This is a genomic window from Pseudomonas sp. 32_A (assembly GCF_017490905.1).
GTDB classification, from domain to species: domain Bacteria; phylum Pseudomonadota; class Gammaproteobacteria; order Pseudomonadales; family Pseudomonadaceae; genus Aquipseudomonas; species Aquipseudomonas inefficax.
This window is the reverse complement of record NZ_JAFGYI010000002.1, coordinates 147,690-174,023: the sequence shown is the minus strand read 5'-3', so window position 1 is coordinate 174,023 and position 26,334 is coordinate 147,690. Positions and strand designations below refer to the sequence as shown.

The 26,334-nt window shown below is 64.1% G+C and carries 21 protein-coding genes; 8 read left to right on the top strand and 13 right to left on the bottom strand.

The genetic code is table 11. From position 1 onward, the window contains the following. Positions 1-11: 11 nt before the first annotated feature. Both J5M58_RS02115 and ycaC read right to left on the bottom strand, forming a co-directional pair. The gene (locus J5M58_RS02115) at positions 12-320 is read right to left on the bottom strand and encodes a hypothetical protein (RefSeq protein ID WP_085621544.1); all 309 of its coding nucleotides are present in this window, start codon (positions 318-320) and stop codon (positions 12-14) included. Positions 321-435: 115 nt separating this feature from the next. After that, positions 436-1,065, bottom strand: a complete 630-nt coding sequence (ycaC, locus tag J5M58_RS02110; protein WP_015272313.1) for an isochorismate family cysteine hydrolase YcaC — start codon at positions 1,063-1,065, stop codon at positions 436-438. A 320-nt stretch (positions 1,066-1,385) separates the two neighbouring features. Between ycaC and J5M58_RS02105 the strand changes: the two genes are divergently transcribed. Continuing rightward, positions 1,386-2,813 (top strand): mechanosensitive ion channel family protein, encoded by a 1,428-nt coding sequence (locus J5M58_RS02105; RefSeq protein ID WP_112249901.1) that lies wholly within the window; start codon positions 1,386-1,388, stop codon positions 2,811-2,813. Positions 2,814-2,921: 108 nt separating this feature from the next. On the opposite strand, the gene J5M58_RS02100 is transcribed toward J5M58_RS02105, so the two are convergent. Next, positions 2,922-4,208 carry an FAD-binding oxidoreductase gene (locus J5M58_RS02100; protein ID WP_112249902.1) on the bottom strand — a complete coding sequence of 429 codons (1,287 nt, stop codon included), beginning with the start codon at positions 4,206-4,208 and terminating at the stop codon, positions 2,922-2,924. A 156-nt stretch (positions 4,209-4,364) separates the two neighbouring features. Further along, entirely contained in the window at positions 4,365-5,855 is a 1,491-nt protein-coding gene (locus tag J5M58_RS02095; protein WP_112249904.1) for an aldehyde dehydrogenase family protein, read from the bottom strand. A 136-nt stretch (positions 5,856-5,991) separates the two neighbouring features. Here J5M58_RS02095 and J5M58_RS02090 point away from each other — a divergent pair, with 136 nt between their 5' ends. Then, positions 5,992-6,882: a LysR family transcriptional regulator gene (locus tag J5M58_RS02090; RefSeq protein ID WP_112249906.1), complete on the top strand. Its 891-nt coding sequence runs from the start codon at positions 5,992-5,994 to the stop codon at positions 6,880-6,882. A gap of 184 nt (positions 6,883-7,066) precedes the next feature. Continuing rightward, entirely contained in the window at positions 7,067-8,461 is a 1,395-nt protein-coding gene (locus tag J5M58_RS02085; protein WP_207877032.1) for a VOC family protein, read from the top strand. A 144-nt stretch (positions 8,462-8,605) separates the two neighbouring features. Here J5M58_RS02085 and J5M58_RS02080 read toward each other — a convergent pair whose 3' ends face one another. Together J5M58_RS02080 and J5M58_RS02075 are read right to left on the bottom strand one after the other, a co-directional pair. Further along, positions 8,606-10,513: a methyl-accepting chemotaxis protein gene (locus J5M58_RS02080; protein ID WP_112249910.1), complete on the bottom strand. Its 1,908-nt coding sequence runs from the start codon at positions 10,511-10,513 to the stop codon at positions 8,606-8,608. A 220-nt stretch (positions 10,514-10,733) separates the two neighbouring features. Continuing rightward, entirely contained in the window at positions 10,734-11,660 is a 927-nt protein-coding gene (locus tag J5M58_RS02075; protein WP_112249912.1) for a LysR substrate-binding domain-containing protein, read from the bottom strand. A gap of 155 nt (positions 11,661-11,815) precedes the next feature. Here J5M58_RS02075 and J5M58_RS02070 point away from each other — a divergent pair, with 155 nt between their 5' ends. Then, the gene (locus J5M58_RS02070) at positions 11,816-13,204 is read left to right on the top strand and encodes a NorM family multidrug efflux MATE transporter (protein WP_207877030.1); all 1,389 of its coding nucleotides are present in this window, start codon (positions 11,816-11,818) and stop codon (positions 13,202-13,204) included. Between the two features lie 101 nt (positions 13,205-13,305). Here the strand turns inward: J5M58_RS02070 and J5M58_RS02065 are convergent, their stop codons facing one another. Next, positions 13,306-14,973: a bifunctional diguanylate cyclase/phosphodiesterase gene (locus J5M58_RS02065; RefSeq protein WP_207877028.1), complete on the bottom strand. Its 1,668-nt coding sequence runs from the start codon at positions 14,971-14,973 to the stop codon at positions 13,306-13,308. Between the two features lie 254 nt (positions 14,974-15,227). On the opposite strand from J5M58_RS02065, the gene rep reads away from it, so the two are divergent. Together rep and J5M58_RS02055 are read left to right on the top strand one after the other, a co-directional pair. Further along, on the top strand, positions 15,228-17,237 hold the full coding sequence (gene rep, locus J5M58_RS02060; protein WP_085621535.1) for a DNA helicase Rep: 2,010 nt from the start codon (positions 15,228-15,230) through the stop codon (positions 17,235-17,237). A gap of 65 nt (positions 17,238-17,302) precedes the next feature. Beyond that, a complete protein-coding gene (locus J5M58_RS02055) occupies positions 17,303-17,875 on the top strand; it encodes a xanthine phosphoribosyltransferase (protein WP_009683322.1) in 573 nt (190 codons plus the stop codon). Between the two features lie 114 nt (positions 17,876-17,989). Here the strand turns inward: J5M58_RS02055 and J5M58_RS02050 are convergent, their stop codons facing one another. From J5M58_RS02050 to dadA, 5 genes are all read right to left on the bottom strand, one after another. Beyond that, positions 17,990-19,846, bottom strand: a complete 1,857-nt coding sequence (locus tag J5M58_RS02050) for an acetyl-CoA hydrolase/transferase family protein (protein ID WP_207877026.1) — start codon at positions 19,844-19,846, stop codon at positions 17,990-17,992. Positions 19,847-20,053: 207 nt separating this feature from the next. Then, complete coding sequence (locus J5M58_RS02045; protein WP_038408395.1) at positions 20,054-20,458, bottom strand: cytochrome c5 family protein; 405 nt, start codon at positions 20,456-20,458, stop codon at positions 20,054-20,056. 154 nt (positions 20,459-20,612) lie between these two features. Beyond that, positions 20,613-21,161, bottom strand: coding sequence for a cupin domain-containing protein (locus tag J5M58_RS02040; RefSeq protein ID WP_013974777.1), 549 nt, complete (start codon positions 21,159-21,161; stop codon positions 20,613-20,615). Between the two features lie 109 nt (positions 21,162-21,270). Continuing rightward, the gene (alr, locus tag J5M58_RS02035; protein WP_207877024.1) at positions 21,271-22,344 is read right to left on the bottom strand and encodes an alanine racemase; all 1,074 of its coding nucleotides are present in this window, start codon (positions 22,342-22,344) and stop codon (positions 21,271-21,273) included. 144 nt (positions 22,345-22,488) lie between these two features. Beyond that, a complete protein-coding gene (dadA, locus tag J5M58_RS02030; RefSeq protein ID WP_112249918.1) occupies positions 22,489-23,793 on the bottom strand; it encodes a D-amino acid dehydrogenase in 1,305 nt (434 codons plus the stop codon). A 156-nt stretch (positions 23,794-23,949) separates the two neighbouring features. On the opposite strand from dadA, the gene dadR reads away from it, so the two are divergent. Next, complete coding sequence (dadR, locus tag J5M58_RS02025) at positions 23,950-24,438, top strand: transcriptional regulator DadR (protein ID WP_003258963.1); 489 nt, start codon at positions 23,950-23,952, stop codon at positions 24,436-24,438. A 2-nt stretch (positions 24,439-24,440) separates the two neighbouring features. On the opposite strand, the gene J5M58_RS02020 is transcribed toward dadR, so the two are convergent. Then, a complete protein-coding gene (locus J5M58_RS02020; RefSeq protein WP_207877023.1) occupies positions 24,441-24,794 on the bottom strand; it encodes a YkgJ family cysteine cluster protein in 354 nt (117 codons plus the stop codon). 211 nt (positions 24,795-25,005) lie between these two features. Here J5M58_RS02020 and J5M58_RS02015 point away from each other — a divergent pair, with 211 nt between their 5' ends. Further along, entirely contained in the window at positions 25,006-26,298 is a 1,293-nt protein-coding gene (locus J5M58_RS02015) for an FAD-binding oxidoreductase (protein WP_112249922.1), read from the top strand. The last annotated feature ends 36 nt before the right edge of the window (positions 26,299-26,334 follow it).

The following is a 26,334-nucleotide window of genomic DNA, read 5'->3' as shown; positions in this document are numbered from 1 at the left end:
AAAGGCCTGGCTCAGCCACGCAGCCAGTTGGCGCAGCGGCGGGTTACCCAAGGCATGATGTAGAACACCACGGGCAGGATGACGAACACATTGACGATCAGGTTGCCGGCAATCACACCGCCCAGCTGCGGGAAGCGTGCGAACAGCGGCGCCAGCAGTTGCGGAATGACCATGGTCATCGGGCAGATCACCAGGTAGGTCAGCAGCGCCTGCTTCCAGCGCGGCGGTTGCGCTGCCGTGGTGCCCGGGGTGCTATCAAGAACCTGGTGTTGCAGGCATACGGTTACCACTTCGCGGTTGTCTTGGAGTGCGGTGTTCATCAGCGTTCCTTGGGATGAGCTTGCCCGCATCCACTGTGCAACGGCGGACGGGCGCTGGATTGGACAGGTGTGCTGCCTTGCCGGGCACCGACTGGCGGTGCCCGGGGCGATCGGTTTACTTGCTGGCGTTGAAGGCGTTGTAGCTGGTGATCAGGTTGCGGTAATCCGGGATGTGGTTGGAGCACAGCGCAGCCAGGCCTTCGATGTCGTTGCGCCAGTCGCGGTGCAGCTCACAGGCCACGCCGAACCAGGTCATCAGTTGTGCGCCGGCCTGGCTCATGCGGTCGTGGGCGGCGTCGCGGGTCATGGCGTTGAAGGTGCCGGAGGCATCGGTCACCACGAACACTTCGAACTCTTCTTCCAGGGCCGACAGTGCCGGGAAGGCTACGCACACTTCGGTCACCACGCCGGCGATGATCAGCTGTTTCTTGCCGGTGGCCTTCACTGCCTTGACGAAATCTTCGTTGTCCCAGGCGTTGATCTGGCCTGGGCGGGCGATGTACGGGGCGTCCGGGAACAAGGCTTTCAGTTCCGGTACCAGCGGGCCGTTCGGGCCTTGTTCGAAGCTGGTGGTGAGAATGGTCGGCAGGTTGAAGAACTTGGCCAGGTCGGCCAGGGCCAATACGTTGTTCTTGAACGCGTCCGGCTCGATATCGCGGACCAGGGACAGCAGGCCAGCCTGGTGGTCGACCAGCAGGACAGCGGCGTCGTCTTTGTTCAGGCGGTTGTATTTGAAGTTGGTCATGGTCGTTGCTCCTAAGGGTTTTGATCTTTTCAGTAAGTTGGGTGTTTCGCGTTGATGGGAGAAGATTAAAACCATGACCTTTCAGGCGGTAGATAGCAGTTTTTGGCTCTAGCGTTCTGTTTTGTGAACGATGGTTTTGTGTGGGCCGTACCGGCCCTTTCGCGGCTAAAGCCGCTCCCACAGGGATTGCGCTGGATTTGAATCGTGCGCAGTACCTGTGGGAGCGGCTTTAGCCGCGAAGAGGCCGGCACAGGCCCCATTGCCTGCCCGGCCAACCTGCTCTATTACTACCCACAGCCCTCCCCTCACCCGAGACCACCATGCTGGCGTTCATCCAGTCATACCCGCTGTTGCTCGGCACCGCCCTGATCCTGCTCGACCTCGTGCTCTGGCAACTGATTCCTCTCCAGCAAAGGGCCTGGCGCATCGGCGCGCGGCTGGTGCTGTTCCTGCTGTTCAGCTCGGTGCTGGTAGCTGCCGGCATGAGCCCGCTGCAACCGCCACCCTGGCCCGATGATGTCTCGCGCAACCTGATCGCCACGGTACTGGCGATCGGCTGGTGGCTGTTTGGCGCACGTACGGTGACGGTGGTGTTCGGTCTGTTGCTGGTTGCCCGCGGCAGCCATGGCGGGCGTTTGCTGCAGGATGTGCTGGGAGCGCTTATCTTCCTGGCGGCCGTGGTCGCTGCCGCGGGCTATGTGTTGCAGTTGCCGGTAAAAGGCCTGCTGGCCACATCGGGGGTCATGGCCATCGTTATCGGCCTGGCGCTGCAGAGCACACTGGCCGACGTGTTCAGTGGCATCATCCTGAACACCACGCGGCCGTATCAGATTGGCGACTCGATCTCCATCGACAACACCGAAGGCAAGGTATTGGAAATCGACTGGCGTGCCACCCGCCTGCTCACCAGCACCGGCAGCCTGGCGGTAATCCCCAACTCGGTGGCGGCCAAGGCCCGGCTGCTCAACCACAGCCGCCCGGCCGATGTGCACGGGGTGTCGATCAGCGTGGTGGTGCCGGCCAAGGTGCGGCCCAAGCGGGTGTTCGATGCGCTGGAAAAGGCCTTGCAAGGGGTCAGTGCCATTCTTGCGACCCCAAAACCAAAGGTGACGGTGAAAGCCTCGACGCTGGAATCAGTGGAGTACGAAGCCAGTGGCTTCGTGGCCGACGCGGGCGCGAAGGGCGACGCGCGCAACCAGCTGTTCGACCTGGCCCACCGGCACCTGGAGGCCAGCGGGGTAATGTGGAACGCCGACCTGGCCATGCCGCCACGCAGCCGCCAGCGCGAGGTGCTGGACGAGGTGCGGGTGTTCCGCTCGCTGAGCGCTGAAGAGCGCGATGCGCTGAGCCAGCGCATGACAGCGGTGGAATACCTGGCGGATCAGGTAATCCTGGGCGTGGGCGAGCATTCCGATCATTTGCTGGTGATTGGCAGCGGGGTGGTTTCGGCGTCGATTCGCGATGGCGACAGACTGGTCGAGGCCGGGCGCATGGGGCCGGGAGAGGTGCTGGGTATCGAGGGGATCATCGACGAAGAGGAATCGCTGGCCGAGTTCCGCACGTTGACCGGTTGCGTGCTGTATCGGATCGACAAGGAACAGGTGAAGAGCTGCCTGGTGCAACGCGGTGATGTGCAGACGGCGTTGAGCAAGTTGCAGCGGTTTCGGCGGCAGAGCCGCGAGTCGTTGTTGATGCAGAAGCCGGTTTCGATCAAGAAGGGCGGCTTTCTCAGCTGGCTGCACAAGTAAGCCTGGCCCGGCCCCTTCGCGGGTAAACCCGCTCCCACAGGGACCACACAGGTCTCAAGGACTGTGGAGATCCTGTGGGAGCGGGTTTACCCGCGAAGGGGCCAGTGCTTACAACACAACTCTCAGGCATTGCCCCGCGTGGTACAGCGAGAACCCGGACTCGTAGAACGCAGTCCGCAGCGAGGGTGCACTCACCCCCTTCATCGGCGAGAACGGAATCGGCAGGCTGCCCTCCTCCCCCTTCAGCAAGAACTCGGCGAACGCCCGGCCAATCACGGTGCCGGTGGTATTGCCCCGCCCGTTGTACCCGGTCACCGCCACCAGCCCTGGCGCCGGTTCGAACAGGCGCATCAGGTGATCGGGGGTGAAATCGATGCAGCCGGTCCAGTGCATTTCCCACTCGACCTTGCCCAGCTCCGGGTAATAGTGGCTCTGGATGCGGTCGGCCCAGCTGCGCACGAACCACGCCGGCTTGTTGTCGACCCGGCCCAGGCTGCCTAGCAGCAGGCGGCCCTGGTCGTCGCGACGGATGCTGCTGAGCACGGTGCGGGTGTCCCAGGAGCCTTGGCCATGTGGCAGCACCTTGTCGGCTGCAGCCCCCTGCAACGGCTTGGACGCCACCTGGTAGTAATAGCCACGGAAGAACTGCTTCTGCAGGTTGCTCCAGTCGCCTTCGGTGTAGGCGCCGGTGGAAATCACCACCTTGTCGGCACGCACCGAACCACGCGCAGTCTTCACTCGCCAGGCATCGCCGTCACGCTCCAGGCCTTCGACCGAAGACTGCTGGAACAGCTTGCCACCCAGGCGTGCCACCGCTGCGGCCAGGCCCTGGGTGTAGCCCATGGGGTTGATGGTGCCGGCGCGGCGGTCGAGCAGCGCGGCGGAAATCTTGTCGGTGCCGCAGTATTCCTGGCACTGGGCGCCGGTCAGCAGCTCCACATCGGCACCACGGCGGCGCCATTGTTCGTGGCGGGCCTCGAGGTCGGCGATACCGGTGGCGTTGTGCGCCATGTGCAGCGTGCCTTTGTGCTGGGCCTGGCAGTCGATGCCAAGGCGTTCGATCATGGCGAACACTTCGGCCGGGGCTTCGCCGAGCACCTTGTTCAGGCGGCTGCCCTGCTGCAGGCCGAGGGTGGCCTCGACATCGTCGGGGCGGATCCAGGTGCCGGCGTTGACCAGGCCGACGTTGCGCCCGGAGCCACCGTGACCGATCTTCCAGGCCTCCAGCAGGATCACCGACTTGCCCTGTTCGAGCAGGTGGATGGCCGCCGACAGGCCGGTAATGCCGCCACCGATCACGCAGACATCGGCCTTGTGCTCACCGGCCAGGGCCTGGGCGGCGACGGTCGGTTTGCTGACGAATTCCCACAAGCATTCTTGACGCAGTTCGGACATGGCCCGGCTCCAGCAATTTTGTTCTTGTTGGGGCTGCTTTGCAGCCCATCGCCGGCAAGCCAGCTCCCACGGGGATCGCACAGACTCCAAGCTTGTGCGATCCCTGTGGGAGCTGGCTTGCCGGCGAAACGGGGGCGAAGCCCCCGCCTGCGGCTATCAGTCGAACACGATACCCTGCGCCAGCGGCAGCTCGCGCGAGTAGTTCACGGTATTGGTCTGGCGACGCATGTAACCTTTCCAGGCATCCGAACCGGACTCACGGCCACCGCCAGTCTCCTTCTCGCCACCGAACGCACCGCCGATCTCGGCGCCGCTGGTGCCGATGTTGACGTTGGCGATGCCGCAGTCGCTGCCCGAGGCGCTCTGGAAGCGTTCGGCTTCACGGATGTCGGTGGTGAAGATGCAAGACGACAGGCCTTGTGGCACTTCGTTGTTCAGGCGCAGGGCCTCTTCGAAGTCGTCGTAGGCCAGCACGTACAGGATCGGGGCGAAGGTTTCGTGGCGTACCACGTCGCTTTGCGCCGGCATTTCAGCGATTGCAGGCGATACGTAGTAGGCGTTGGGGTACTGGTCGGCCAGCTGACGCTCGCCACCAAATACCTGGCCACCTTCGTCACGGGCCTTGGCCAGCGCGCCCTGCATGGCGTCGAACGACTGCTTGTCGATCAGCGGGCCCACCAGGTTGTCCTTGCGTGGGTCACCGATACGCACCTTGCCGTAGGCGGCTTTGACGCGGGCCACCACTTCGTCCTTGATCGAACGGTGCACGATCAGGCGGCGCAGGGTGGTGCAACGCTGGCCGGCGGTGCCGACTGCGGAGAACAGGATGCCACGCACGGCCAGGTCGAGGTCGGCGCTGGGGGCCAGGATCATGGCGTTGTTGCCACCCAGTTCGAGGATGCTGCGGCCGAAGCGGGCAGCCACACGTGGGCCCACTTCGCGCCCCATGCGGGTGCTGCCGGTGGCGCTGACCAGCGGTACGCGCGGGTCGTCGACCATGGCTTCGCCGGCTTCACGGCCGCCGATCACCAGTTGTGCCAAGCCAGCCGGGGCATCACCGAAGGCTTTCAGGGCTTTGTCGAACAGCGCCTGGCAGGCCAGCGCGGTCAACGGGGTCTTCTCGGACGGTTTCCATACCACCGAGTTACCGGCGACCAGGGCCAGGGCGGTGTTCCAGGCCCAGACTGCGACCGGGAAGTTGAAGGCGCTGATCACGCCGACCACGCCCAGCGGGTGCCAGGTTTCACGCATGTGGTGGCCAGGGCGCTCGGAAGCGATGGTCAGGCCGTACAGCTGGCGCGACAGGCCAACGGCGAAGTCGCAGATGTCGATCATTTCCTGCACTTCGCCCAGGCCTTCCTGGGTGATCTTGCCGGCTTCGATCGAAACCAGTTCGCCAAGGTCGCCCTTGTGCTCACGCAGCACTTCGCCGAACAGGCGCACCAGCTCGCCACGGCGCGGGGCCGGTACGCTGCGCCAGGCTTCGAAGGCGCTCTGGGCCTGATCGATGCGGGCGATGGTCTCGGCCTTGCCGAGCAGTTTCACCGAGGCGATCTGGCTGCCGTCGATCGGCGTGTGAACAGGGTAGTCGCCCTGGGTGTAAGCCTCGGCAGCAACGCCAAGGCGCTCGAGCAGTCCAGCAACCATTTGTGCATCTCCTACATCGGGTGATGGGGTGGAAAAATGATGTGGATCAGTATTAATCCGATCACACCAGTGCAACAAACGACCTTTATTCCGCATATCATTCCGTCAGGTAATGATTTGAGCCGCAGAGACCGCTATGTCCAAACGCCTGGTGCCCTCCATGACCGCCCTGCAGTGCTTCGAAGCTGCAGCCCGCCATTTGAGCTTTACCCGTGCCGCCGAAGAGCTGCACCTGACCCAGAGCGCGGTCAGCAAGCAGGTGGCGCAGCTTGAAGACATGCTGCGCCATCACCTGTTCCTGCGTATCCGCCGCCGCCTGCAGCTGACACCGGCGGGCAGCCTGTACCTGGCCGAGGTCAACAAGATCCTCACCCAGGTGGATATGTCCAGCCGCTACGTGCTCACCTACGGCGAGCAGACCGAGATATTGAAGGTAGCCACTCAACCGAGTTTTGGCGTGCGCTGGTTGATCCCGCACCTGAAGGGCTTTGGCAAGCGCCACAACAACATCCACCTGGATATCCGCAACGAGATGGAGCCGTTCGCCCTGCTGCAGGGCTCGGCGGACGTGGTGTTCTTCTATGGCCAGGGCACTTGGCCGGGGGCCACCTGCGTGGAGCTGTTCGGTGAGGAGGTGGTGCCGGTTTGCGCGCCGGAGCTGCTGGCTGGCCGTGAGCTGAGCAATGCCGCAGAGCTGGCCGATCTGGTGCTATTGCAGAGCACCTCGCGGCCAGAGGCCTGGCACGAGTGGTTCCTGGAGTTGGGCTTGCAGAGCGTCAGTGCCTACCATGGGCCGCGCTTCGATACCTTCTACATGGCCCTAAGTGCGGCGCAGGCCGGGTGCGGGGTGGCGTTGGTGCCGCGCTACCTGGCGGCGAAGGAGTTGGCCGAGGGGAGTTTGGTGGTGCCGTGGAACCATGCGATGCGCAGCGCCGGGGCGCATTACCTGGCGTATGCCGAGCATGCAGCGGAGGTGCCCAAGGTAAGGGCATTGGTGGAATGGATTCGCGAGCAGCTATCGACCTGAGGGCCTCTTCGCGGGTAAACCCGCTCCCACAGGTATCACACAAGGCCTGAACCCTGTGAGGTACCCGCGAAAGGGCCCTGAAGGTCGATCAAAAAAGGAATGACACTCTCACTTTTTTTCGCTTGTGAGCCAAGTGCATTCCCAGCTTTCATGTAAGCGTCCGAACCCAACCAGGAAGCTAGCGATGCCCGCCCACGATTTCGTCAGCCCCGACAGCATCCGCGCGCAGTTCTCTGCCGCCATGTCGCTCATGTACAAACAGGAAGTGCCCCTGTACGGCACGCTGCTGGAGCTGGTGAGCGAAATCAACCAGCAGGTCATGGCCCAGCAACCCGAGGTTGCCGAGGCCCTGCGCTGGACCGGCGAAATCGAGCGCCTGGACCAGGAGCGCCATGGTGCCATCCGTGTCGGCACCGCCGCAGAGCTGGCTACCATCGCCCGGCTGTTCGCGGTCATGGGCATGCAGCCAGTCGGCTACTACGACCTCAGTTCCGCCGGCGTGCCGGTGCATTCCACCGCCTTCCGCGCGGTGCACGAGCAGTCGCTGCACGTCAGCCCGTTCCGCGTGTTCACCTCGCTGCTGCGCCTGGAACTGATCGACAACCCGAAGCTGCGCGAGCTGGCAGATAGCATCCTGGCCAAGCGCCAGATCTTTACCGCCCGCGCCCTTGAACTGATCGACCAATGCGAGCGCGATGGTGGCCTGAACGCCGCCGATGCCGAGGCGTTCGTGCAGGAAGCGCTGCACACCTTCCGCTGGCACCATGACGCCACCGTCACTGCCGAGCAGTACCAGCAGTTGCACGACCAGCACCGCCTGATCGCCGATGTGGTGGCCTTCAAGGGCCCGCACATCAACCACCTGACCCCGCGCACCCTGGACATCGATGCGATCCAGCTCGGCATGCCGGCCAAGGGCATCCCGCCGAAGGCCGTGGTCGAAGGCCCGCCCACCCGCCGCCACCCGATCCTGCTGCGCCAGACCAGCTTCAAGGCCCTGCAGGAAAAGGTCGCCTTCAGCGACCAGCAGGGCAGCGAAGGCAGCCATACCGCGCGGTTTGGTGAAATCGAGCAACGCGGCGCGGCGCTGACGCCGAAAGGCCGCCAGCTGTACGACAAGCTGCTCGACGCCACCCGCGCCGCCCTGGGTGGCGCCCCGGCCGAGGCCAATGCCGAACGCTACATGGCGTTGCTGAAGGACACCTTTGCCGAATTCCCGGATGACCTGGCGCAGATGCGTGAACAGGGGCTGGCCTACTTCCGCTACTTCGCCACCGAAAAAGGCCTGGCCGCGCGCGACCAGGACGACCGCCCGACCACACTGGAAGGGTTGATCGAGGCTGGTCATGTGCACTTCGAGGCGTTGGTGTACGAGGACTTCCTGCCGGTCAGTGCGGCGGGGATCTTCCAGTCCAACCTGGGTGACGATGCGCAGGCCGAGTATGGCAGCAACGCCAACCGCGACGCGTTCGAAGCGGCGCTGGGGCTCAAGGTGCAAGACGAACTGGCGCTGTATGCGCAGAGCGAACAGCGCTCGCTGCAAGCGTGTGCGCAGGCGTTGAACCTGGGCTCGCTGTAAGGCTCGGACGGTACTTGGTCTTTCGTGGTCTGTTCGCGGGCTCGCCCGCTCCCACAGGTCTACCGCTGCCTTCCGGCTGGGTGTAATCCTGTGGGAGCGGGCAAGCCCGCGAAAAGGCCCTGACCGGCACGACAATGTCAGCGCTTAGCGGCCACCCCGAAAACGGTCCACTTCCTGGCGCAACTGCGCCGCCAACCCTTCCAGCTCCCGCGCGGTAAACGCCAGTTCGTTGGCCACCTCGCGTTGTTCGCCGTTGGCCTGGGCGATGCTCTGCAGATTGCGGCTGAGTACCGTCGCGGTGCTACTCTGCTCCTGGGTCGCGGTACTGATCACGGCAAACTGTTCGCCGGCGGCGCGGCTCTGCTCGTCGATACGCGCCAGCGCCTGCGCCACCTTGTCGTTGCGCTCCAGGCCTTCCTGCATCAGTTGGTTGCCCTGCTCAAGGGTCGAGATGGCATGCCCGGTCTGCTGCTGGATGCTGGTGATCATGCCGGAGATTTCATCCGTGGCCTGGCGCGTCCGCGCTGCCAGGCCACGCACTTCATCCGCCACCACGGCAAAGCCACGGCCCTGCTCACCGGCACGGGCCGCTTCGATGGCGGCGTTCAATGCCAGCAGGTTGGTCTGTTCGGCAATCGCGGTAATCACGCTGATGATGCCGCCGATTTCCTGCGAACGTGCGCCCAGGCTATCCATCACCGTGGCCGTGCCGCCGAGGGCCTCGGCAATTTGTTTCAGCGAGCGCGAAGCCTCGTCCATGGCGCTGCGGCCGATGCGCGTCTGCTGGGCGTTGTCGCGGGCCATGCGTTCGGTACCGGACATGTTGTCGGCGATGTTCATCGAGGTGGCGCTGAATTCCTCGACTGCGCCGGCCATGCTGGTGATTTCGCCGGATTGCTGGTCCATGCCTTCGCAGGCGCCGGCCGATAGCCCGGACAGCGAGCGGGCACGGTTACTGACCTGCTCGGAGGCGCTGCGGATGTGTTCGACCATGGTCGACAGCGCCTCGCCCATCTTGTTGAAGCTGCGCGCCAGCTGCCCGATTTCATCATGGCTGGTCACCGCCAGCCGGGCGCTCAAGTCGCCCGCCCCCAGCGCTTCGGCCTGGCGCACCAGGTCATCCAGCGGGCGCAGCTTGCGGCGCAGCAGCCACAACGTGGCGGCCACCGCCAGCAGCATCGCCAGCAGGCTGCCGATCGCCAGGCGCAGGCCGACGCTCCAGGTCACCTCGCGGATTTCTGCCATCGGCATGCTCGCGACCACTGTCCACGGGCCCTCGGCAAACGGCGCGGTGGCACTGTACAGCTGCTGCTCGGCATTGGCCGGCGGCACCAGCCACTGACCCTTCTCGTCCTGCAGCGCCAGCGAACCGGTCTGGCCGATGCGAAAGCGCTTGAGGTTGGCGAACTGGGCGTTCTGCGCCTCGGTGTAGTCAAAGCCGACGAACAACACGGCGATCACCCGCCCTGCGCTGTCGCTCACCGGCACATAACGGGTCATGTAGTTGCGCTCGAACAGCACGGCACGGCCGATGTACATCTGCCCGGCCAGCAGTTTCAGGTAGGCCGGATGCTGGCGATCGAGCTGGGTACCGATGGCGCGGCTGCCGTCCTGCTTCTTCAGGTTGGTGCTGATGCGCACGAAGTCGTCGCCGCTGCGCACGAACAGCGTGGCGATGCCGGCCGTCATCTGCTGGAATTCGTCCACTTGCTGGAAATCGTTGTTCAGCAGGTGGTCGCCCTGGTACAGGGCAGGCGTTGTCTGGCCGGCGACCTGCACGGTCTCGCCCGCATGCAGCGCCAGGCCCGAGGCGAAGCGCCGCTCGAACAGGCCGCTCAAGCGCTGGGTGTTGTCCTTGAGCGAACCGTGGAAGCTGTCGAGCTGGTCGGCCAGCAGGCGCGCTTCGCTGGCCAGGTGGGCCTGGCGTGTGGCGAGGTTGGCGTCGTCCAGCGAACGCAGGGCAAACAGGGTACTGCCGGAAATCACCAGCGCCAGCACGATGGCAAGGGCGACACCGAGCTGTGAGGCAATACGGGCACGCGGTTGAGACATGGGGCAAGCTCCTGGCAAGAGGCCGGGATCATCCTGATCACGCTGACCACCCGCTTGTTATCGACGGGAAGCGCGCCCTCTTCCGGGACGCTGGTGCCAGTGAATCGGCGTCGCCGGCGAATACTTGAGTGTCGGGCAAGGATATTCGCAAACCTTTGCGCTTTCCTGTGATGCCCTTTTCGCGGGCTTGCCCGCTCCCACAGGGGCCGCGTCGCAGAAGTCAGAGACGTGGCAGGACTTCTACAGCGGGTAAATCCATAGCCGCCACCTCTTGCTCGAGAAATGCGCTCAGCCGCCGCAGGCGCTCGCCGCCGCGCCGGGTGCGTGGCCACACCAGGTAGTAATCCATGCCGCTGGGCACGGCCGTCGGCCAAGGCAGGCTCAACCGCCCCTGCGCCACATCCTCGGCCACCATCAGCAAATCGCCCATGGAAATGCCGTAGCCACGCGCCGCAGCAATCATGCCCAGCTCCAGCGTGTCGAAGACCTGCCCGCCCCTGAGCGAAACCTTGTCACTCAACCCCATACGCTCCAACCATTCCCGCCAGTCGCGCTTGTCCACCGTGGGGTGCAGCAGCTCGATGCAGGCCAGCCGACGCTCGTCCCAGGGTTCCTCGTCGAGCAAGTCTGGCGCACCCACGGGGATCAACAACTCCGGGAACAACTTGCGCACTTCCCATTCTGGCGGGAACACCCCGTCGCTGAGCAACACTGCGCAATCGAAAGGTTCCTGGTTGAAGTCCACGTGGTCGACATCCATCCAGGCGCTGGTCAGCTGCACTTCGTTGCCAGGCTGCAAGTGGCGAAAGCGGCTAAGGCGCGCCAGCAACCAGCGCATGGTCAGGGTCGAGGGGGCCTTCATGCGCAAGATGTCATCCTCACCGCGCAAGGTATCGCAAGCCCGTTCCAGCGCGGCAAAGCCTTCGCGCACGCCGGGCAGCAGCACCCGCGCCGCTTCGGTCAGTTGCAGGCTGCGGCCGCTGCGCACGAACAGGCGGCAGGCAAAGTGCTCCTCCAGTGTGCGGATATGCCGGCTGACCGCGCTCTGGGTAATCGACAGCTCTTCGCCGGCGCGGGTGAAGGAGCTTAGCCGCGCAGCGGCTTCGAATGCGCGCAGGGCATACAGCGGGGGGAGCTGACGGGACATGAGGCACCTGCCATATGGGGTTGTGGGGTGAATCACCGGGGAGCATATATGCATGAGTCATACTCATGCCAATGATCGCTTTTATCCTTTTGTGCAAAGTTGACCAAAGCCTCAGAATCGCCCTTCGTTGATCACCCCAGGAAAAGGACTGCCCCATGCATGTCGCGCCCACCACTGAACTCAAGGCTTTGCTGCGCCTGGCCGGGCCGCTGATCGCCTCGCAGTTGGCGCACATGCTGATGGTGCTGACCGATACCCTGATGATGGCCCGCATCAGCCCGCAAGCCTTGGCTGGCGGCGGTCTGGGCGCGGCAAGCTACTCGTTCGTGTCGATCTTCTGCCTGGGCGTGATCGCTGCGGTCGGTACCCTGGTGGCGATTCGCAAGGGCGCCAACGACATCGAGGGCGTCACCCGCCTGGCGCAGGGTGGCCTGTGGCTGGCCTGGGGCCTGGCGCTGTTCGCTGCGCTGGTGCTGTGGAACCTTGAGCCGGTACTGCTGCTGTTCGGGCAAAAGCCCGAGAACGTTGCCTCGGCCGCCGAATTCCTCACCCTGCTGCCACTGGCCCTGCCCGGCTACCTGACCTTCATGGCCTTGCGCGGCTTCACCAGCGCGCTGGGCCGGTCTACCCCGGTGATGGTCATCAGCCTGGTAGGCACGGTGCTCAACTACCTGTTCAACGTGGCGCTGATCGAAGGCATGTTCGGCCTGCCCAAGCTGGGCCTGATGGGCATCGGCCTGGTCACTGCGGTGGTGTCGATGGGCATGGCCATTGCCTTGGCGCTGTATATCCGCTGGCACACGGCGTATGCCGCCTACCCGCTGCGCAAGGGCCTGTCACGCCCGTCGCTGCCGGCCCTGCGCGAGCTGTGGCGGCTGGGCCTGCCGATTGGCGGCACCTACATGGTGGAAGTCGGCCTGTTCGCCTTCGCCGCGCTGTGCATGGGCGTACTGGGCAGCACCGAGCTGGCGGCGCACCAGATCGCCCTGCAGATCGTCTCCACGGCATTCATGGTGCCTACCGGGTTGTCGTATGCGGTGACCATGCGCGTGGGGCTGTACTACGGCGCCGGCAACCTGCTGGCGGCGCGCAGCGCCGGGCGAGTGGGCATCGGCTTCGGGGCAATGATCATGTTTGCCTTCGCCGCGCTGTTCTGGCTGCTGCCCGATGCACTGGTGGGGTTGTTCATCGACCGTGACGACCCGGCATTTGCGGCGATCTTCCAGCTGGCGGTGCAGTTGCTGATGGTGGCGGCGTGGTTCGAGCTGTTCGATGGCATGCAGACGATCGCGATGGGCTCGATCCGTGGGCTGAAAGATGCCAAGACCACCTTCCTGATCGGCCTGGTGTGTTACTGGCTGGTGGGGGCACCGAGCGCCTGGCTGTTCACCTTTACCCTGGGCGGTGGCGCGGTTGGCGTGTGGTGGGGGCTGGCGTTGGGGCTGGCTTGTGCGGCGGTGGCACTTACCTTTGGCTTTGAGTGGCGGATGAAGCGGCTTTTGGGCAAAGCCGGGTTTGGTGGCGCGGCGACGACTTCGGCCTGACTTGCGGGCCTCTTCGCGGGTAAACCCGCTCCCACAGGGAATGCGCAAAGTCAGAATCCTGTGCAAAAGCCTGTGGGAGCGGGTTCACCCGCGAAAGGGCCCTAAAGGACTGCGCCCAACTGGCAGCCGGTCGCCTGCAGCAAAAACTCCATCAGCTCCCCCACCGGCAGCGGCTTGCTGACCAGGAACCCCTGCACCTGGTCACAACCAAACCCGCGCAACAACGCCATCTGCTCCTCACTCTCCACCCCCTCGGCCACCACTTCGAGGTTGAGGTTGTGCGCCAGGTTGATCATGGCGTGCACGAGCTTGCGGTTCTCCTCGCGCATTTCCATTTCCGCGACAAAGCTGCGGTCCACCTTCAGCAAGGTGATCGGCAAGCTGTTGAGGTGCACGAACGAAGAGAACCCGGTACCGAAATCATCGAGCGAAAAGCGCACGCCCAGACGCCCCAGGGCGTCCATGGTCTGGCGCACCAGCTCGTTACGGCGCATGACCGCCGTTTCGGTCAGCTCGAATTCCAGCCAGCGGGCATCCACGCCATGCTCGAGGATCAGGCGGCTCAAGGTCGCCAGCAGCTGGCTGTCCTGGAACTGGCGGAAGCTCAGGTTGACCGCCATGTGCAGCGGTTCCAGGCCGCGCTCGCACAGCGCCTGCATGTCGCGAAGGGCACGGGATATCACCCAGTACCCCAGCGGCACGATCAGGCCACTCTGCTCGGCCAGCGGCACGAACTCGCTGGGCGGCAACAGGCCGCGCTCGGCATGCCGCCAGCGCACCAGCGCCTCGAGGCCGACGATGCGCCCGTCGGCCAGGTTCAGCCGCGGCTGGTAATGCAGCTCCAGCTCGTCCCGGCGCAAGGCGCGGCGCAGTTCGCTTTCCAGGTCGGCAAGGCTGCGGGCATTGCGGTTGATGCGCTCGTTGAACACATGGAAAGTGCAACCCTGGCTGCCCTTGGCCTGGCGCATGGCGATGTGCGCGTGCCACATCAACGGGTCGGCACCACCTTGGGCACGGGCATGGGCCAGGCCCAGGCTGCAGCCCAGCAACAGGCTTTCGCCGTCGACCCAGTAGGGTTCGGCCAACGCCTCGACAATCCGCTCGGCAATCCATTCGGCACGGTTGGGATCGCGTCGGGTATCGATCAGCAGGGCGAACTCGTCGCTGCCCAGGCGCGCCAGCTGGTCGCCCGCCTCCAGTTGCTGTTTGAGGCGCGCCACCACCAGCAGGATCAGGCGGTCGCCACTCTGGTGGCCGAGGGCGTCGTTGACGTGGCGGAAGTTGTCCAGGTCCAGGTGGCCAAGGGCAAGGCCACCGCCGTCGTTCTCGGCCAGGCGCGCGGTCAGCAAGGCCTGGAAGCCCTGGCGGTTGGCGATGCCGGTCAACGGGTCCTGCTCGGCCAGGCGCTGCAAGGTGGCCACCAGCACACCGCGCTCGCGCACATGGCGCAGCGAGCGGCGCAAGGTGTCGGCATTGAGCTGGTCACGCACCAGCCAGTCGCTGACAGCACTGGGCGCTATCTGGGGCTCGTGGTCGAGCAGCAGGATGCTCGGCAGCTCGCAGCGCCCGGGCGCGGGCTGCAGGGCCGGGGTTGCCAGCACAACGGCCTGGCGGTCCTGGTTGAACAGGCTGTCGACCGACTCCCAGTTCGGCGCTGTCAGCAGCACAGCGCTGCCACCCAGGGCAGGCATGCACGCGCGTAGCAGCGCGCCCCATTCCGGCTCATCGGCCAACAGCAGCAAACGCAATGGTTCGACAGGCGTGGACAAGCGGGCTCCTTAGGGTTTCACGGTGCAACGGAAACTGCCAGGTATGCTACTGCATTAATGAAAATGATTTTCACTTTAATGCATGTTTTTACCGCTGTAGCATCCCGACGTATTTTGTCGTGCATCCTGCGCGAAACTGCGCCAGCCGGCAAATCCCGTTTACATATTTGACTCAGACGTCAGACGGTCGCGCCACAAACGCCCCATGCCTGTTAGAATGCGCGGCTATTTTCTGGCGACCCCCGGTTTCTAGCATGTCCCGACTCAATCCCCGGCAGCAGGAAGCCCGTGACTATGTCGGCGGCCCTCTTTTGGTGCTCGCCGGTGCAGGCTCGGGCAAGACCAGCGTGATCACGCGCAAGATTGCCCACCTCATCCAGAACTGCGGCATTCGTGCCCAGTACATCGTGGCGATGACCTTCACCAACAAGGCAGCGCGCGAGATGAAGGAGCGGGTCGCCACCCTGCTGCGTCCGGGGGAAGGCCGTGGCCTGACAGTGTGCACCTTCCACAACCTGGGCCTGAACATCATCCGCAAGGAGCACGAGCGCCTGGGCTACAAGCCGGGGTTCTCGATCTTCGACGAGTCCGACATCAAGGCATTGCTGTCGGACATCATGCAGAAGGAATACTCTGGCGACGACGGCATCGACGAGATCAAGAACATGATCGGTGCCTGGAAGAACGACCTGATCCTGCCCGCCGAGGCCCTGGAGAAAGCGCGCAACCCGCGCGAGCAGACCGCCGCCATCGTCTACACCCACTACCAGCGCACGCTCAAGGCGTTCAACGCGGTAGATTTCGACGACCTGATCCTGCTGCCGGTCAAGCTGTTCCAGGAGCACCCCGATGTGCTGGAGCGCTGGCAGAACCGCGTGCGCTACCTGCTGGTGGACGAATACCAGGACACCAACGCCAGCCAGTACCTGCTGGTGAAGATGCTGATCGGCATGCGCAACCAGTTCACCGTGGTAGGCGACGACGACCAGTCGATCTATGCCTGGCGTGGCGCCCGGCCAGAAAACCTCATGCTGCTCAAGGAGGACTACCCCTCCCTGAAAGTGGTGATGCTGGAACAGAACTACCGCTCAACCAGCCGCATCCTGCGCTGCGCCAACGTGCTGATCGCCAACAACCCGCACGCGTTCGAGAAGCAACTGTGGAGCGAGATGGGCGTGGGCGACGAGATTCGCGTCATCCGCTGCAAGAACGAGGAAGCCGAGGCCGAACGCGTGGCCATGGAAATCCTCACCCTGCACCTGCGTACCAACCGCCCGTACAGCGACTTCGCCATCCTCTACCGCGGCAACTACCAGGCCAAGCTGATCGAACTGAAGCTGCAGCACCACCAGGTGCCGTATCGCCTGTCGGGCGGCAACAGCTTCTTCGGCCGCCAGGAGGTCAAGGACCTGATGGCCTACCTGCGCCTGCTGGTGAACCCGGACGATGACAACGCCTACCTGCGGGTGATCAACGTACCGCGCCGCGAAATCGGCTCCACCACGCTGGAAAAACTCGGCAACTACGCCACCGAGCGCGGTATTTCGATGTACGCCGCCAGCGAGGAGCTGGGCCTGGGCGAGCATCTGGACGCCCGCTACACCGAGCGTTTGCAGCGCTTCAAGCATTGGCTGGACGGGGTGCGCCACAAGGTCGCCCTGGAAGACCCGATTGCCGCGCTGCACGAGATGATCCGCGATATCGACTACGAGAACTGGATCCGCCAGCAGACCGCCAGCGACAAGGCGGCCGAGTTCCGCATCAGCAACGTCTGGTTCCTGGTCGAAGCGCTGAAGAACACCCTCGAGAAGGACGAAGAGGGTGACATGACCATCGAGGATGCCATCGGCAAGCTGGTGCTGCGCGACATGCTCGAGCGCCAGCAGGAAGAGGAAGAGAACGCCGAAGGTGTGCAGATGATGACCCTGCATGCCTCCAAGGGCCTGGAGTTCCCCTACGTGTTCATCATGGGCATGGAAGAGGAAATCCTCCCGCACCGCTCCAGCATCGAGGCCGACACCATCGAAGAAGAACGCCGCCTGGCCTACGTGGGCATCACCCGCGCGCGCCAGACCCTGGCCTTCACCTTCGCCGCCAAGCGCAAGCAGTACGGTGAAATCATCGACTGCACGCCCAGCCGGTTCCTCGACGAACTGCCACCGGACGACCTGGCCTGGGAAGGCCTGGACGATGCGCCGGTCGAGGTGAAGGCCGCACGGGGCAACAACGCCCTGGCCGATATCCGGGCAATGCTCAAACGCTGATCAACCATTACTCTTTAACTTTGCCGCTATTTGCGGCCACCTTTGTTACATCGAGGAATACCACAGTGGAAGCACTGCATCAGAAGATTCGCGAAGAAGGCATCGTGCTTTCCGATCAGGTTCTCAAAGTCGATGCGTTTCTCAACCACCAGATCGACCCTGCACTGATGCAGCTGATCGGTGACGAGTTCGCCCGCCTGTTCGCCGACGCGGGCGTGACCAAGATCGTCACCATCGAAGCCTCGGGCATTGCCCCGGCGGTGATGACCGGCTTGAAGCTGGGTGTGCCGGTGATCTTCGCGCGCAAGCACCAGTCGCTGACCCTGACCGAGAACCTGCTGACCGCCTCGGTGTACTCCTTCACCAAGCAGACCGAGAACACCGTTGCCATCTCGCCGCGCCACCTCAACAGCAGCGACCGCGTGCTGGTGATCGATGACTTCCTGGCCAACGGCAAGGCGTCGCAGGCACTGATCTCGATCATCAAGCAGGCCGGCGCCACCGTCGCCGGCCTGGGTATCGTGATCGAAAAGTCGTTCCAGGGCGGCCGTGCCGAGCTGGACAGCCAGGGCTACCGCGTTGAATCGCTGGCCCGGGTGAAGTCGCTGGAAGGTGGTGTGGTGACCTTCATCGAGTAAGGCCGCTACGCGATCTCTGTGGGAGCGGGTTTACCCGCGAATGCGATGGCACATTCCCTACCGCATTCGCGGGTAAACCCGCTCCCACAGGGGACCGATGCACCCAGGGATCTATTAGGTTGCCGCCAACCCCGCCAGCAACAAACGCTGGTACAGCTCTTCCTTCAGCCCCTGCGGCTGATCCAGCCCCATCCGCGCCAGATGCCGCTCATACCCCTCCGGCCCCGGCGCATCCAGCGCTGCCTTGCCCAGCGCCAGCACCTCGCTCAGCTTGAACTTGCCCTTCAACCAGTTCAGCGCCCGCAGCAAATCCCGCTCTTCGGCCGTAAAGTCCGTGCCCAGCGGATACTCCGGGAACAACTGCGAGTGACGCGCCCTGATCGCTTCCAGGCGCTGCGGTGTGTTGTCGGTAAAGCGCGCCTCCAGTTGAAAATCCCTGGCCAGTTTGCCGGCATCTTTCGCCTGCTCGATCAGCCCCTGCTGGAACCGCGAATCGCACACCGCCAGCAACCGCGCAATCACCTCGCTGTCGGTCTGCCCACGCAAATCAGCAATGCCGTACTCGGTCACCACGATATCGCGCAGGTGCCGGGGGATGGTGCAATGGCCATAGTTCCAGAACAGGTTCGAGGTCACCTCCCCGCCCGCCTCACGCCAGCTGCGCAGCAGCAGGATCGAGCGTCCGCCCTCCAGCGCATGGCCCTGTGCGACGAAGTTGTACTGCCCGCCCACGCCACTGAGTACCCGGCCATCCTCCAGCTGGTCGGCCACCCCGGCGCCGAGCAGGGTCATGCCGAACACGGTGTTGATGAAGCGCGCATCGCGGCGCTGGCGGCGTTTGAGTTCTTCCTGCCCATATAGCTCGTTGATGAAGCTGATACGCGTCATGGCAAACCTTGCGCGCTGTTCCAGCGGCATGTCGCGCAGGCGCTGGTAGAACGCCTGCGGGCCGAGGAAGAAGCCGCCATGCAACAACGCGCCCTCCTTATCCGCCGTGCGTCGCAACAGGCCTGCCTCGGCCAGCACCAGCAGGCCGTTGACGAACATCTCGCTGCAGCCATACAGGCCTTGAGCGAAGGTATCCAGGCCCCCTTCCCGCTCGATCAGCGCCCGCCAGGAGCCGACATCCAGCGCATTGAGCACCGCACGGTAGCCCGCGTTGTCGCCCTGGCGCGCCAGCAATGCCGCGGCGACCGCATCGCCCATGGCACCAATACCGATCTGCAGCGTACCGCCGTCACGCACCAGGCTGCTGGCGTGCAGGCCGATACAGTGGTCCTGGGTGTTGACCGGCATGTTTGGCGTGGAGAACAGGCGGCGCTGCTCAGCTTCGTCGAGCAGCAGGTCGAAGGAATCGATGGGCAGCTCGGCGTCGCCCGGCATGTAAGGCAGCTCGGCATGCACCTGGCCGAGCATGAGGATCGTTTCGCCAGCGGCGCGGCGCTTGGCGATCATCGGCAGCAGGTCGAGGGTGATATCCGGGTTGCAGGCGAGGCTCAGATGGACAGGCCGTTCTGGGGTAGCAGCCACCAGCTGGGCGATCAGGTTCAGGCCCTTGGCGTTGATGTCGCGCGCGGCATGGCTGTAGTTGCTGCTGATGTAGTCCTGCTGCGCCGGCGCGCTGTGCAGCAAGCTGCCTGGCTGCATGAAGAACTGCTCGACGCGGATGTTGCGAGGCAACGTGTCGTTGCGCAGATCAGCAAGGTAGGCGAGTTCTTCGTAGTCGGCGAAGACGCGCTCGACGAAGGGTTCGAGAAAGCGCCGTTGCAGGCCATCGCCCAGTGGCGGGCGGCCAAGGGACAAGGCCGTGTAGATGGTCAGCTGCCGCTCCGGTAGCTCGCGGACGCGGGCATAGAGCGCGTTGACGAAGGCGTTGGGCTTGCCCAGGCCCAGCGGCAGGCCCATGTGGATATGGGCTGGCAGGCGCGACAGGACTTGCTCGACAGCCTGGTCGATGGAGCAGAGGTGCATCGGGGCCTCCTGAGACATCCATGGGTTCAGGGGTTGGACATGGGCTTTGGTGGGTTGGTTGCCTGTACCGGCCCTTTCAGTTACAGCACAAGATTCAAGAACTGCGAGATTCCTGTGGGAGCGGCTTCAGCCGCGAAAGGGCCGGTACAGGCACCACAAAAACAAAGCCCGCCATCAATGGCGGGCCTCATGCAATTCAGCTGTTTCTCACAGCCCGGACATCTTCTTGATTGCCCCTTTCAGGTCGTCATCCGAGCAGTCCGCGCAGGTGCCTTTGGGTGGCATGGCGTTGATGCCGGTAATGGCCTTGGCCAGGATGCCATCCAGGCCGCCCTGGTGGTCGGCGCGTTCCTTCCACGCCGCAGTATCGCCAATCTTCGGCGCGCCGAGCAGGCCGGAGCCATGGCAGGCATTGCAGTGCTTGGCGATGATCTCGTCCGGCGTCTTGGCACCACCGCCACCTGCGGCGGCGGCCACTTCCATGCCCTTGCACTCCTGGCCCTGGACACACACCTGGCCAACCGGCTCCAGGCGCTTGGCGATGTCATCATTGGTCGCAGCGGTTGCGCTCATTGCCCAGAGGGCGAATACGGCTGCTGGTACGGCCAGCATCTTCTTGATTTGGTTCACGCGAACACCCTCATGGTGGCTAATCACGCTCGCGGCCACGGATCGGCGAGCGTTGAAAAGTATAGCGGGAACCCAGAGGCCGTGAAACGACCCCACACAGGAAAGGGGTATTGCCGAATCAATGCACTGCGCTGGATCAAAAGTTTGAAGGTGTCGCCGCACTGATCAAGCGCGCCGGCCGGTCGAACGGGTTACGAAAACGGTGCGGGCGGGTGCTTTCGAAGTAGTAACTGTCACCCTCTTCAAGGATGAATATCTCGTTGCCGACCACCAGCTCCAGGCGGCCTTCGAGCAGGATGCCGGTTTCTTCGCCGTCATGGGTAAGCATTTCGGCCCCCGTGTCGGCACCCGGTGGATATACCTCGGTGAGGAAGGCGATAGCACGGTTGGGGTGCGACTTGCCGACCAGCTTCATGGTCACGGCACCGTCGGAGATATCGATCAGCTCATGGGCCTTGTAGACGATCTGCGTGGGGCTTTCAGGTTCCAGTTCGACCGAGAAGAACTCGACCATGGACATGGGAATGCCGCTCAGTACCTTGCGCAGCGAGCTGATCGACGGGCTCACGCTGTTCTTCTCGATCATCGAGATGGTGCTGTTGGTCACGCCGGCACGCTTGGCGAGTTCGCGCTGGGACAGGCCCTTGAGCTTGCGGATGGCTTGCAGTCGTTCGCCGACGTCCAAAGCTGGAGCCTCCTGAAACGGTGGAAAGGGGGGTGGATGTGAACGATATCATGGCAATGCCGTTCAGTATTTACAACACACCGCCCCTCAACCTGTCCGCTTCAGCGTGTCATTCGCCGATGTAGTCCCGCGGTACCCGCTTCAGGTTGCAGAAAATCTGGTACGGAATGGTACCCGCGTGTGCGGCCACTTCACTGGCAAGAACATGCTTGCCCCACAATTCGACCGGGCTGCCGACGGTGGCTTCCGGCACATCGGTCAGGTCGATGCTGAGCATGTCCATCGATACCCGGCCAATCAGTTGGGTGCGCTTGCCAGCGACCAGCACCGGGGTACCGTTGGGCGCCTGGCGCGGGTAGCCATCGGCGTAGCCCATGGCAACGATGCCTACACGGGTTGGCCGTGGGCTGACGAACTTGGCGCCATAGCCCACCGGCTCGCCGGCAGGCAGCTCGCGCACGCTGATCACCCGCGATTGCAGGGTCATCACCGGCTGCAGGCGCCCGGCCTCGGCCTGGGCCACCTCGAACGGCGTGGCACCGTACAGCATCAGGCCCGGGCGCACCCAGTCGCTGGGGGCCTGCGGCCAGCCCAGCACACCGGGGGAGTTGCGCAGGCTGCATTCGGCGGCCAGGCCCTGGCGGGCAGCCTCGAACACGGCGATCTGCTGGGCGGTGGCGTCGGCATCCAGTTCGTCGGCGCGAGCGAAGTGGCTCATCAGCACGATGCGCGCAACCCTGCCGCTGGCCAGCAGGCGCTGGTAGGCCTCGTGGTAGTCCTTGGGGTGCAGGCCGACGCGGTGCATGCCGCTGTCGAGCTTGAGCCAGACGGTGAGCGGCTTGTGCAGCTGGGTCTTTTCGATCGCTTCCAACTGCCACAGCGAGTGAACCACGCACCACAGGCCGTGCTCGGCGATCAGGGCCAGTTCGCTGGCTTCGAAGAAGCCCTCCAGCAGCAGCACCGGGGCCTTGATACCGGCAGCGCGCAGCTCCAGCGCTTCTTCGATGCAGGCCACGGCAAAGCCGTCGGCTTCGGCTTCCAGGGCCAGGGCACAGCGCACGGCGCCGTGGCCGTAGGCGTCGGCCTTGATCACGGCCAGGGCTTTGGCACCGGTCAGTTCACGGGCCAGACGGTAGTTGTGGCGCAGGGCCTGGAGGTCGATCAGGGCGCGGGCGGGACGCATGGCGGCTGCCTTATGGTGGTTCGGGTTGAAATCGGTGTTGGGTTCTTCGCGGCTGAAGCCGCTCCCACAGGGGACCACAAAATGTCCGGGAACATACGATCCCTGTGGGAGCGGCTTTAGCCGCGAATAGGCCGGTACAGGCTATTACTGCTGGTGAGCCGGCGCAGTCTGCCCGTGCTTGGCCACTTCCGGGCTATTGCCATAACGGGAAATGTCCAGGCCTTCGGCACTGATCTGCGGTTTCTTGCGCGCAATCAGGTCGGCCAGCAGGCGCCCGGAGCCGCACGCCATGGTCCAGCCCAAGGTACCGTGGCCGGTGTTCAGGAACAGGTTGCGGAACGCCGTGGCACCGACGATCGGCGTGCCATCCGGGGTCGCCGGGCGCAAGCCGGTCCAGAAGCTGGCCTGGCTCAGATCACCGCCGCGAGGATAAAGGTCGTTGACGATCATCTCCAGCGTTTCGCGCCGACGCGGGTTCAGCGACAAGTCAAAACCGGCGATTTCAGCCATGCCGCCGACACGGATACGGTTGTCGAAACGGGTGATGGCAACCTTGTAGGTCTCGTCGAGAATGGTCGAGGTCGGGGCCATGTCGGCGTTGGTGATCGGCACGGTCAGCGAGTAGCCCTTCAGCGGGTACACCGGGGCCTTGATGCCCAGCGGCTTGAGCATCTGCGGCGAATAGCTGCCCAGCGCCAGCACGTAACGGTCGGCGGTTTCCAGCTTGCCGTCGATCCATACGCCATTGATGCGGTCACCCGCGAAGTCCAGGCGCTGGATGTCCTGGCCGAAGCGGAACTCCACGCCCAGCTTCACGGCCATTTCGGCAAGCTTGGTAGTGAACAGCTGGCAATCGCCGGTCTGGTCGTTGGGCAGGCGCAGGGCGCCGGCCAGGATGTCCTTCACGCCAGCCAGGGCCGGTTCGACGCGGGCAATGCCATCGCGGTCGAGCAGCTCGTAAGGCACGCCGGACTGTTCCAGCACGGCAATGTCCTTCGCCGCGGCATCCACCTGGGCCTGGGTACGGAACAGCTGGGTGGTGCCCAGGCTGCGGTTTTCGTAGGCGAGACCGGTTTCGGCGCGCAATTCGTCGAGGCAGTCACGGCTGTACTCGGACAGGCGCACCATGCGTTCCTTGTTCACCGCGTAACGGCTGGCGGTGCAGTTGCGCAGCATCTGTGCCATCCACAGGTACTGGTCGACGTCGCCGGTGAGCTTGATGGCCAGGGGCGCGTGACGCTCCAGCAGCCATTTGATGGCCTTCAGTGGCACGCCTGGGGCGGCCCAGGGCGAGGCATAGCCGGGCGAGATCTGGCCGGCGTTGGCAAAGCTGGTTTCCATGGCCACCGCCGGCTGGCGATCGACCACCGTTACTTCGAAACCTTGCCGGGCCAGATAGTAGGCACTGGCGGTTCCGATCACACCGCTACCAAGTACCAGAACTCGCATCGTTTTATCCCTCGCACGCGGCGCGCCGCAGACTTTTATTGAAATGGCATGAATGCGCGCAGTATAGGAATTTGAAGGCAGTGCAATTCACTATATAAAAGCCTATTATTGGCGAGAATTCTCGGCAAAATCGCCTTTCACGGAGGGGCATCCCCTATGAGAACCCAGCACCAGAGCAAGCGTGAACTGGACAAGATCGACCGTAACATCCTGCGTATCCTGCAGAACGACGGGCGTATTTCCTTCACCGAACTGGGCGAGAAAGTCGGGCTTTCCACCACCCCTTGCACCGAGCGGGTCCGCCGCCTGGAGCGCGAGGGCATCATCATGGGCTACAACGCCCGCCTGAACCCGCAGCACCTCAAGGGCAGCCTGCTGGTGTTCGTGGAAATCAGCCTGGACTACAAATCGGGCGACACCTTCGAGGAGTTCCGCCGCGCGGTGCTGAAACTGCCTCACGTGCTGGAATGCCACCTGGTTTCAGGCGACTTCGACTACCTGGTGAAGGCGCGCATTTCCGAGATGGCCTCGTACCGCAAGCTGCTCGGCGACATCCTGCTGAAGCTGCCGCACGTGCGCGAATCGAAGAGCTACATCGTGATGGAAGAGGTGAAGGAAAGCCTTTGCCTGCCGATCCCGGACTGAAGTCAGACCAGCACCTGGCGGGTGGTGGCAATGAACTGGTGGACCAGCTGCTCGGCAGCAGGCTCGATCATCTGTTGAGGGCCACGATCACGCGGGCAGGCCAGGCGCGGCGTGGTGCCGAACAGGCGGCAGATCATCGGGCGCTCCTCATACACCGTGCAGCCGTTGGGGCCCAGGTGCACGCAGTCCAGGCGCTCCAGCGCGGCATCCTGCTCGGCCTGGGACTTGCGCGGCAGGCGGGCCATTTCTTCCGCCGAAGTGGTGACCGGGCCGCAGCAGTCGTGGCAGCCGGGTTCGCACTCGAAGGAAGGGATGAGTTCGCGCAGGAAGTGGATCTTGTGGCGGTTGCAGGACATGGCTGGGTACAAAGCTAAATAGATAAGTTCGATTATAGGCCCATTCGCGGGTAAACCCGCTCCCACAGGATTGTGGATGCATCAGGCATTGCGCTGTCCCTGTGGGAGCGGGTTTACCCGCGAACGAGGGCGCAGCCCTCGCCTTGTTGCCCACCACCCTACCCCGGCTTATCCTCCTCCCTCTCAGCCCACCAGCCTCAGGACCTGCCCAATGATCCACAGCGCGCAGCACGCCGCCTCCTATTACGCCGCCAGCAGCGCGCCACACCCCGACCACTCCTTCCTGCAAGGCGAGCACAGCGCCGACGTGTGTATCGTCGGCGGCGGCTACTCGGGCCTGAACACCGCCATCGAACTGGCCGAACGCGGCTTCTCGGTCATCCTGCTGGAAGCGCGCAAGCTCGGTTGGGGCGCCAGCGGGCGCAATGGCGGCCAGCTGATCCGCGGCGTTGGCCATGGCCTGGAGCAGTTCCTGCCGGTCATCGGTGAGGACGGCGTGCGCAGCATGAAGCTGATGGGCCTGGAAGCCGTGCAGATTGTCCGCGAGCGGGTCGAAAGGCATGCCATCGCCTGCGACCTGACCTGGGGTTACTGCGACCTGGCCAACAAACCCGCCGAACTGCTGGGCTTTGCGGAGGATGCCGAAGAACTGCGCGGCCTCGGCTACGCACATGAACTGCACCTGGTCGGCAAGGACGATATCCACAGCGTGGTCGGTGCCGACTGCTATGTCGGCGGGCTGGTCGACATGGGCTCCGGGCACCTGCACCCGCTCAACCTGGCCCTGGGCGAGGCTGCCGTGGCCAGCCGCCTGGGCGTGAAGCTGTTCGAGCAGTCCGAGGTCACACGCATCGACTACGGCCCGGAAGTACAGGTACACACCGCCCAGGGCCGGGTACGCGCCAAGACTCTGGTGCTGTGCTGCAACGCCTACCACAACGACCTCAACCGCGAGCTGGGCGGCAAGGTGCTGCCAGCCGGCAGCTACATCATCGCCACCGAGCCGCTGGGCGAGGAACGCGCCCGCGCGCTGCTACCGCAGAACATGGCAGTGTGTGACCAGCGTGTCGCGCTGGATTACTACCGCCTCTCTGCCGACAACCGCCTGCTGTTCGGCGGTGCCTGCCATTACTCGGGCCGCGATCCGAAGGACATTGCCGCCTACATGCGGCCGAAGATGCTCAAGGTGTTCCCGCAGCTGGCCGACGTACGCATCGACTACCAGTGGGGCGGCATGATCGGCATCGGCGCCAACCGCCTGCCGCAGGTCGGCCGCCTGGCCAGCCAGCCGAACGTGTATTACGCCCAGGCCTACTCTGGCCATGGGCTCAACGCCACCCACCTGGCCGCACGCTTGCTGGGCGAGGCTATCAGCGGCCAGGAAAGCGGGCGGTTCGACCTGTTTGCCAAAGTGCCGCACATCACTTTCCCCGGGGGCAAGCACCTGCGCTCACCGCTGCTGGCGTTGGGGATGCTGTGGCATCGCCTGAAAGAGCTGATCTGAAAGCTGCGCGGTCCCTGTAGGAGCGGCCTTGTGTCG

Coding starts and splice junctions, on each gene's coding strand:
- J5M58_RS02115 (WP_085621544.1), bottom strand. CDS start 320: ATGAACACCGCACTCCAAGACAACCGCGAAGTGGTAACCGTATGCCTG.
- ycaC (WP_015272313.1), bottom strand. CDS start 1,065: ATGACCAACTTCAAATACAACCGCCTGAACAAAGACGACGCCGCTGTC.
- J5M58_RS02105 (WP_112249901.1), top strand. CDS start 1,386: ATGCTGGCGTTCATCCAGTCATACCCGCTGTTGCTCGGCACCGCCCTG.
- J5M58_RS02100 (WP_112249902.1), bottom strand. CDS start 4,208: ATGTCCGAACTGCGTCAAGAATGCTTGTGGGAATTCGTCAGCAAACCG.
- J5M58_RS02095 (WP_112249904.1), bottom strand. CDS start 5,855: ATGGTTGCTGGACTGCTCGAGCGCCTTGGCGTTGCTGCCGAGGCTTAC.
- J5M58_RS02090 (WP_112249906.1), top strand. CDS start 5,992: ATGTCCAAACGCCTGGTGCCCTCCATGACCGCCCTGCAGTGCTTCGAA.
- J5M58_RS02085 (WP_207877032.1), top strand. CDS start 7,067: ATGCCCGCCCACGATTTCGTCAGCCCCGACAGCATCCGCGCGCAGTTC.
- J5M58_RS02080 (WP_112249910.1), bottom strand. CDS start 10,513: ATGTCTCAACCGCGTGCCCGTATTGCCTCACAGCTCGGTGTCGCCCTT.
- J5M58_RS02075 (WP_112249912.1), bottom strand. CDS start 11,660: ATGTCCCGTCAGCTCCCCCCGCTGTATGCCCTGCGCGCATTCGAAGCC.
- J5M58_RS02070 (WP_207877030.1), top strand. CDS start 11,816: ATGCATGTCGCGCCCACCACTGAACTCAAGGCTTTGCTGCGCCTGGCC.
- rep (WP_085621535.1), top strand. CDS start 15,228: ATGTCCCGACTCAATCCCCGGCAGCAGGAAGCCCGTGACTATGTCGGC.
- J5M58_RS02050 (WP_207877026.1), bottom strand. CDS start 19,846: ATGCACCTCTGCTCCATCGACCAGGCTGTCGAGCAAGTCCTGTCGCGC.
- J5M58_RS02045 (WP_038408395.1), bottom strand. CDS start 20,458: ATGCTGGCCGTACCAGCAGCCGTATTCGCCCTCTGGGCAATGAGCGCA.
- alr (WP_207877024.1), bottom strand. CDS start 22,344: ATGCGTCCCGCCCGCGCCCTGATCGACCTCCAGGCCCTGCGCCACAAC.
- dadA (WP_112249918.1), bottom strand. CDS start 23,793: ATGCGAGTTCTGGTACTTGGTAGCGGTGTGATCGGAACCGCCAGTGCC.
- dadR (WP_003258963.1), top strand. CDS start 23,950: ATGAGAACCCAGCACCAGAGCAAGCGTGAACTGGACAAGATCGACCGT.
- J5M58_RS02020 (WP_207877023.1), bottom strand. CDS start 24,794: ATGTCCTGCAACCGCCACAAGATCCACTTCCTGCGCGAACTCATCCCT.
- J5M58_RS02015 (WP_112249922.1), top strand. CDS start 25,006: ATGATCCACAGCGCGCAGCACGCCGCCTCCTATTACGCCGCCAGCAGC.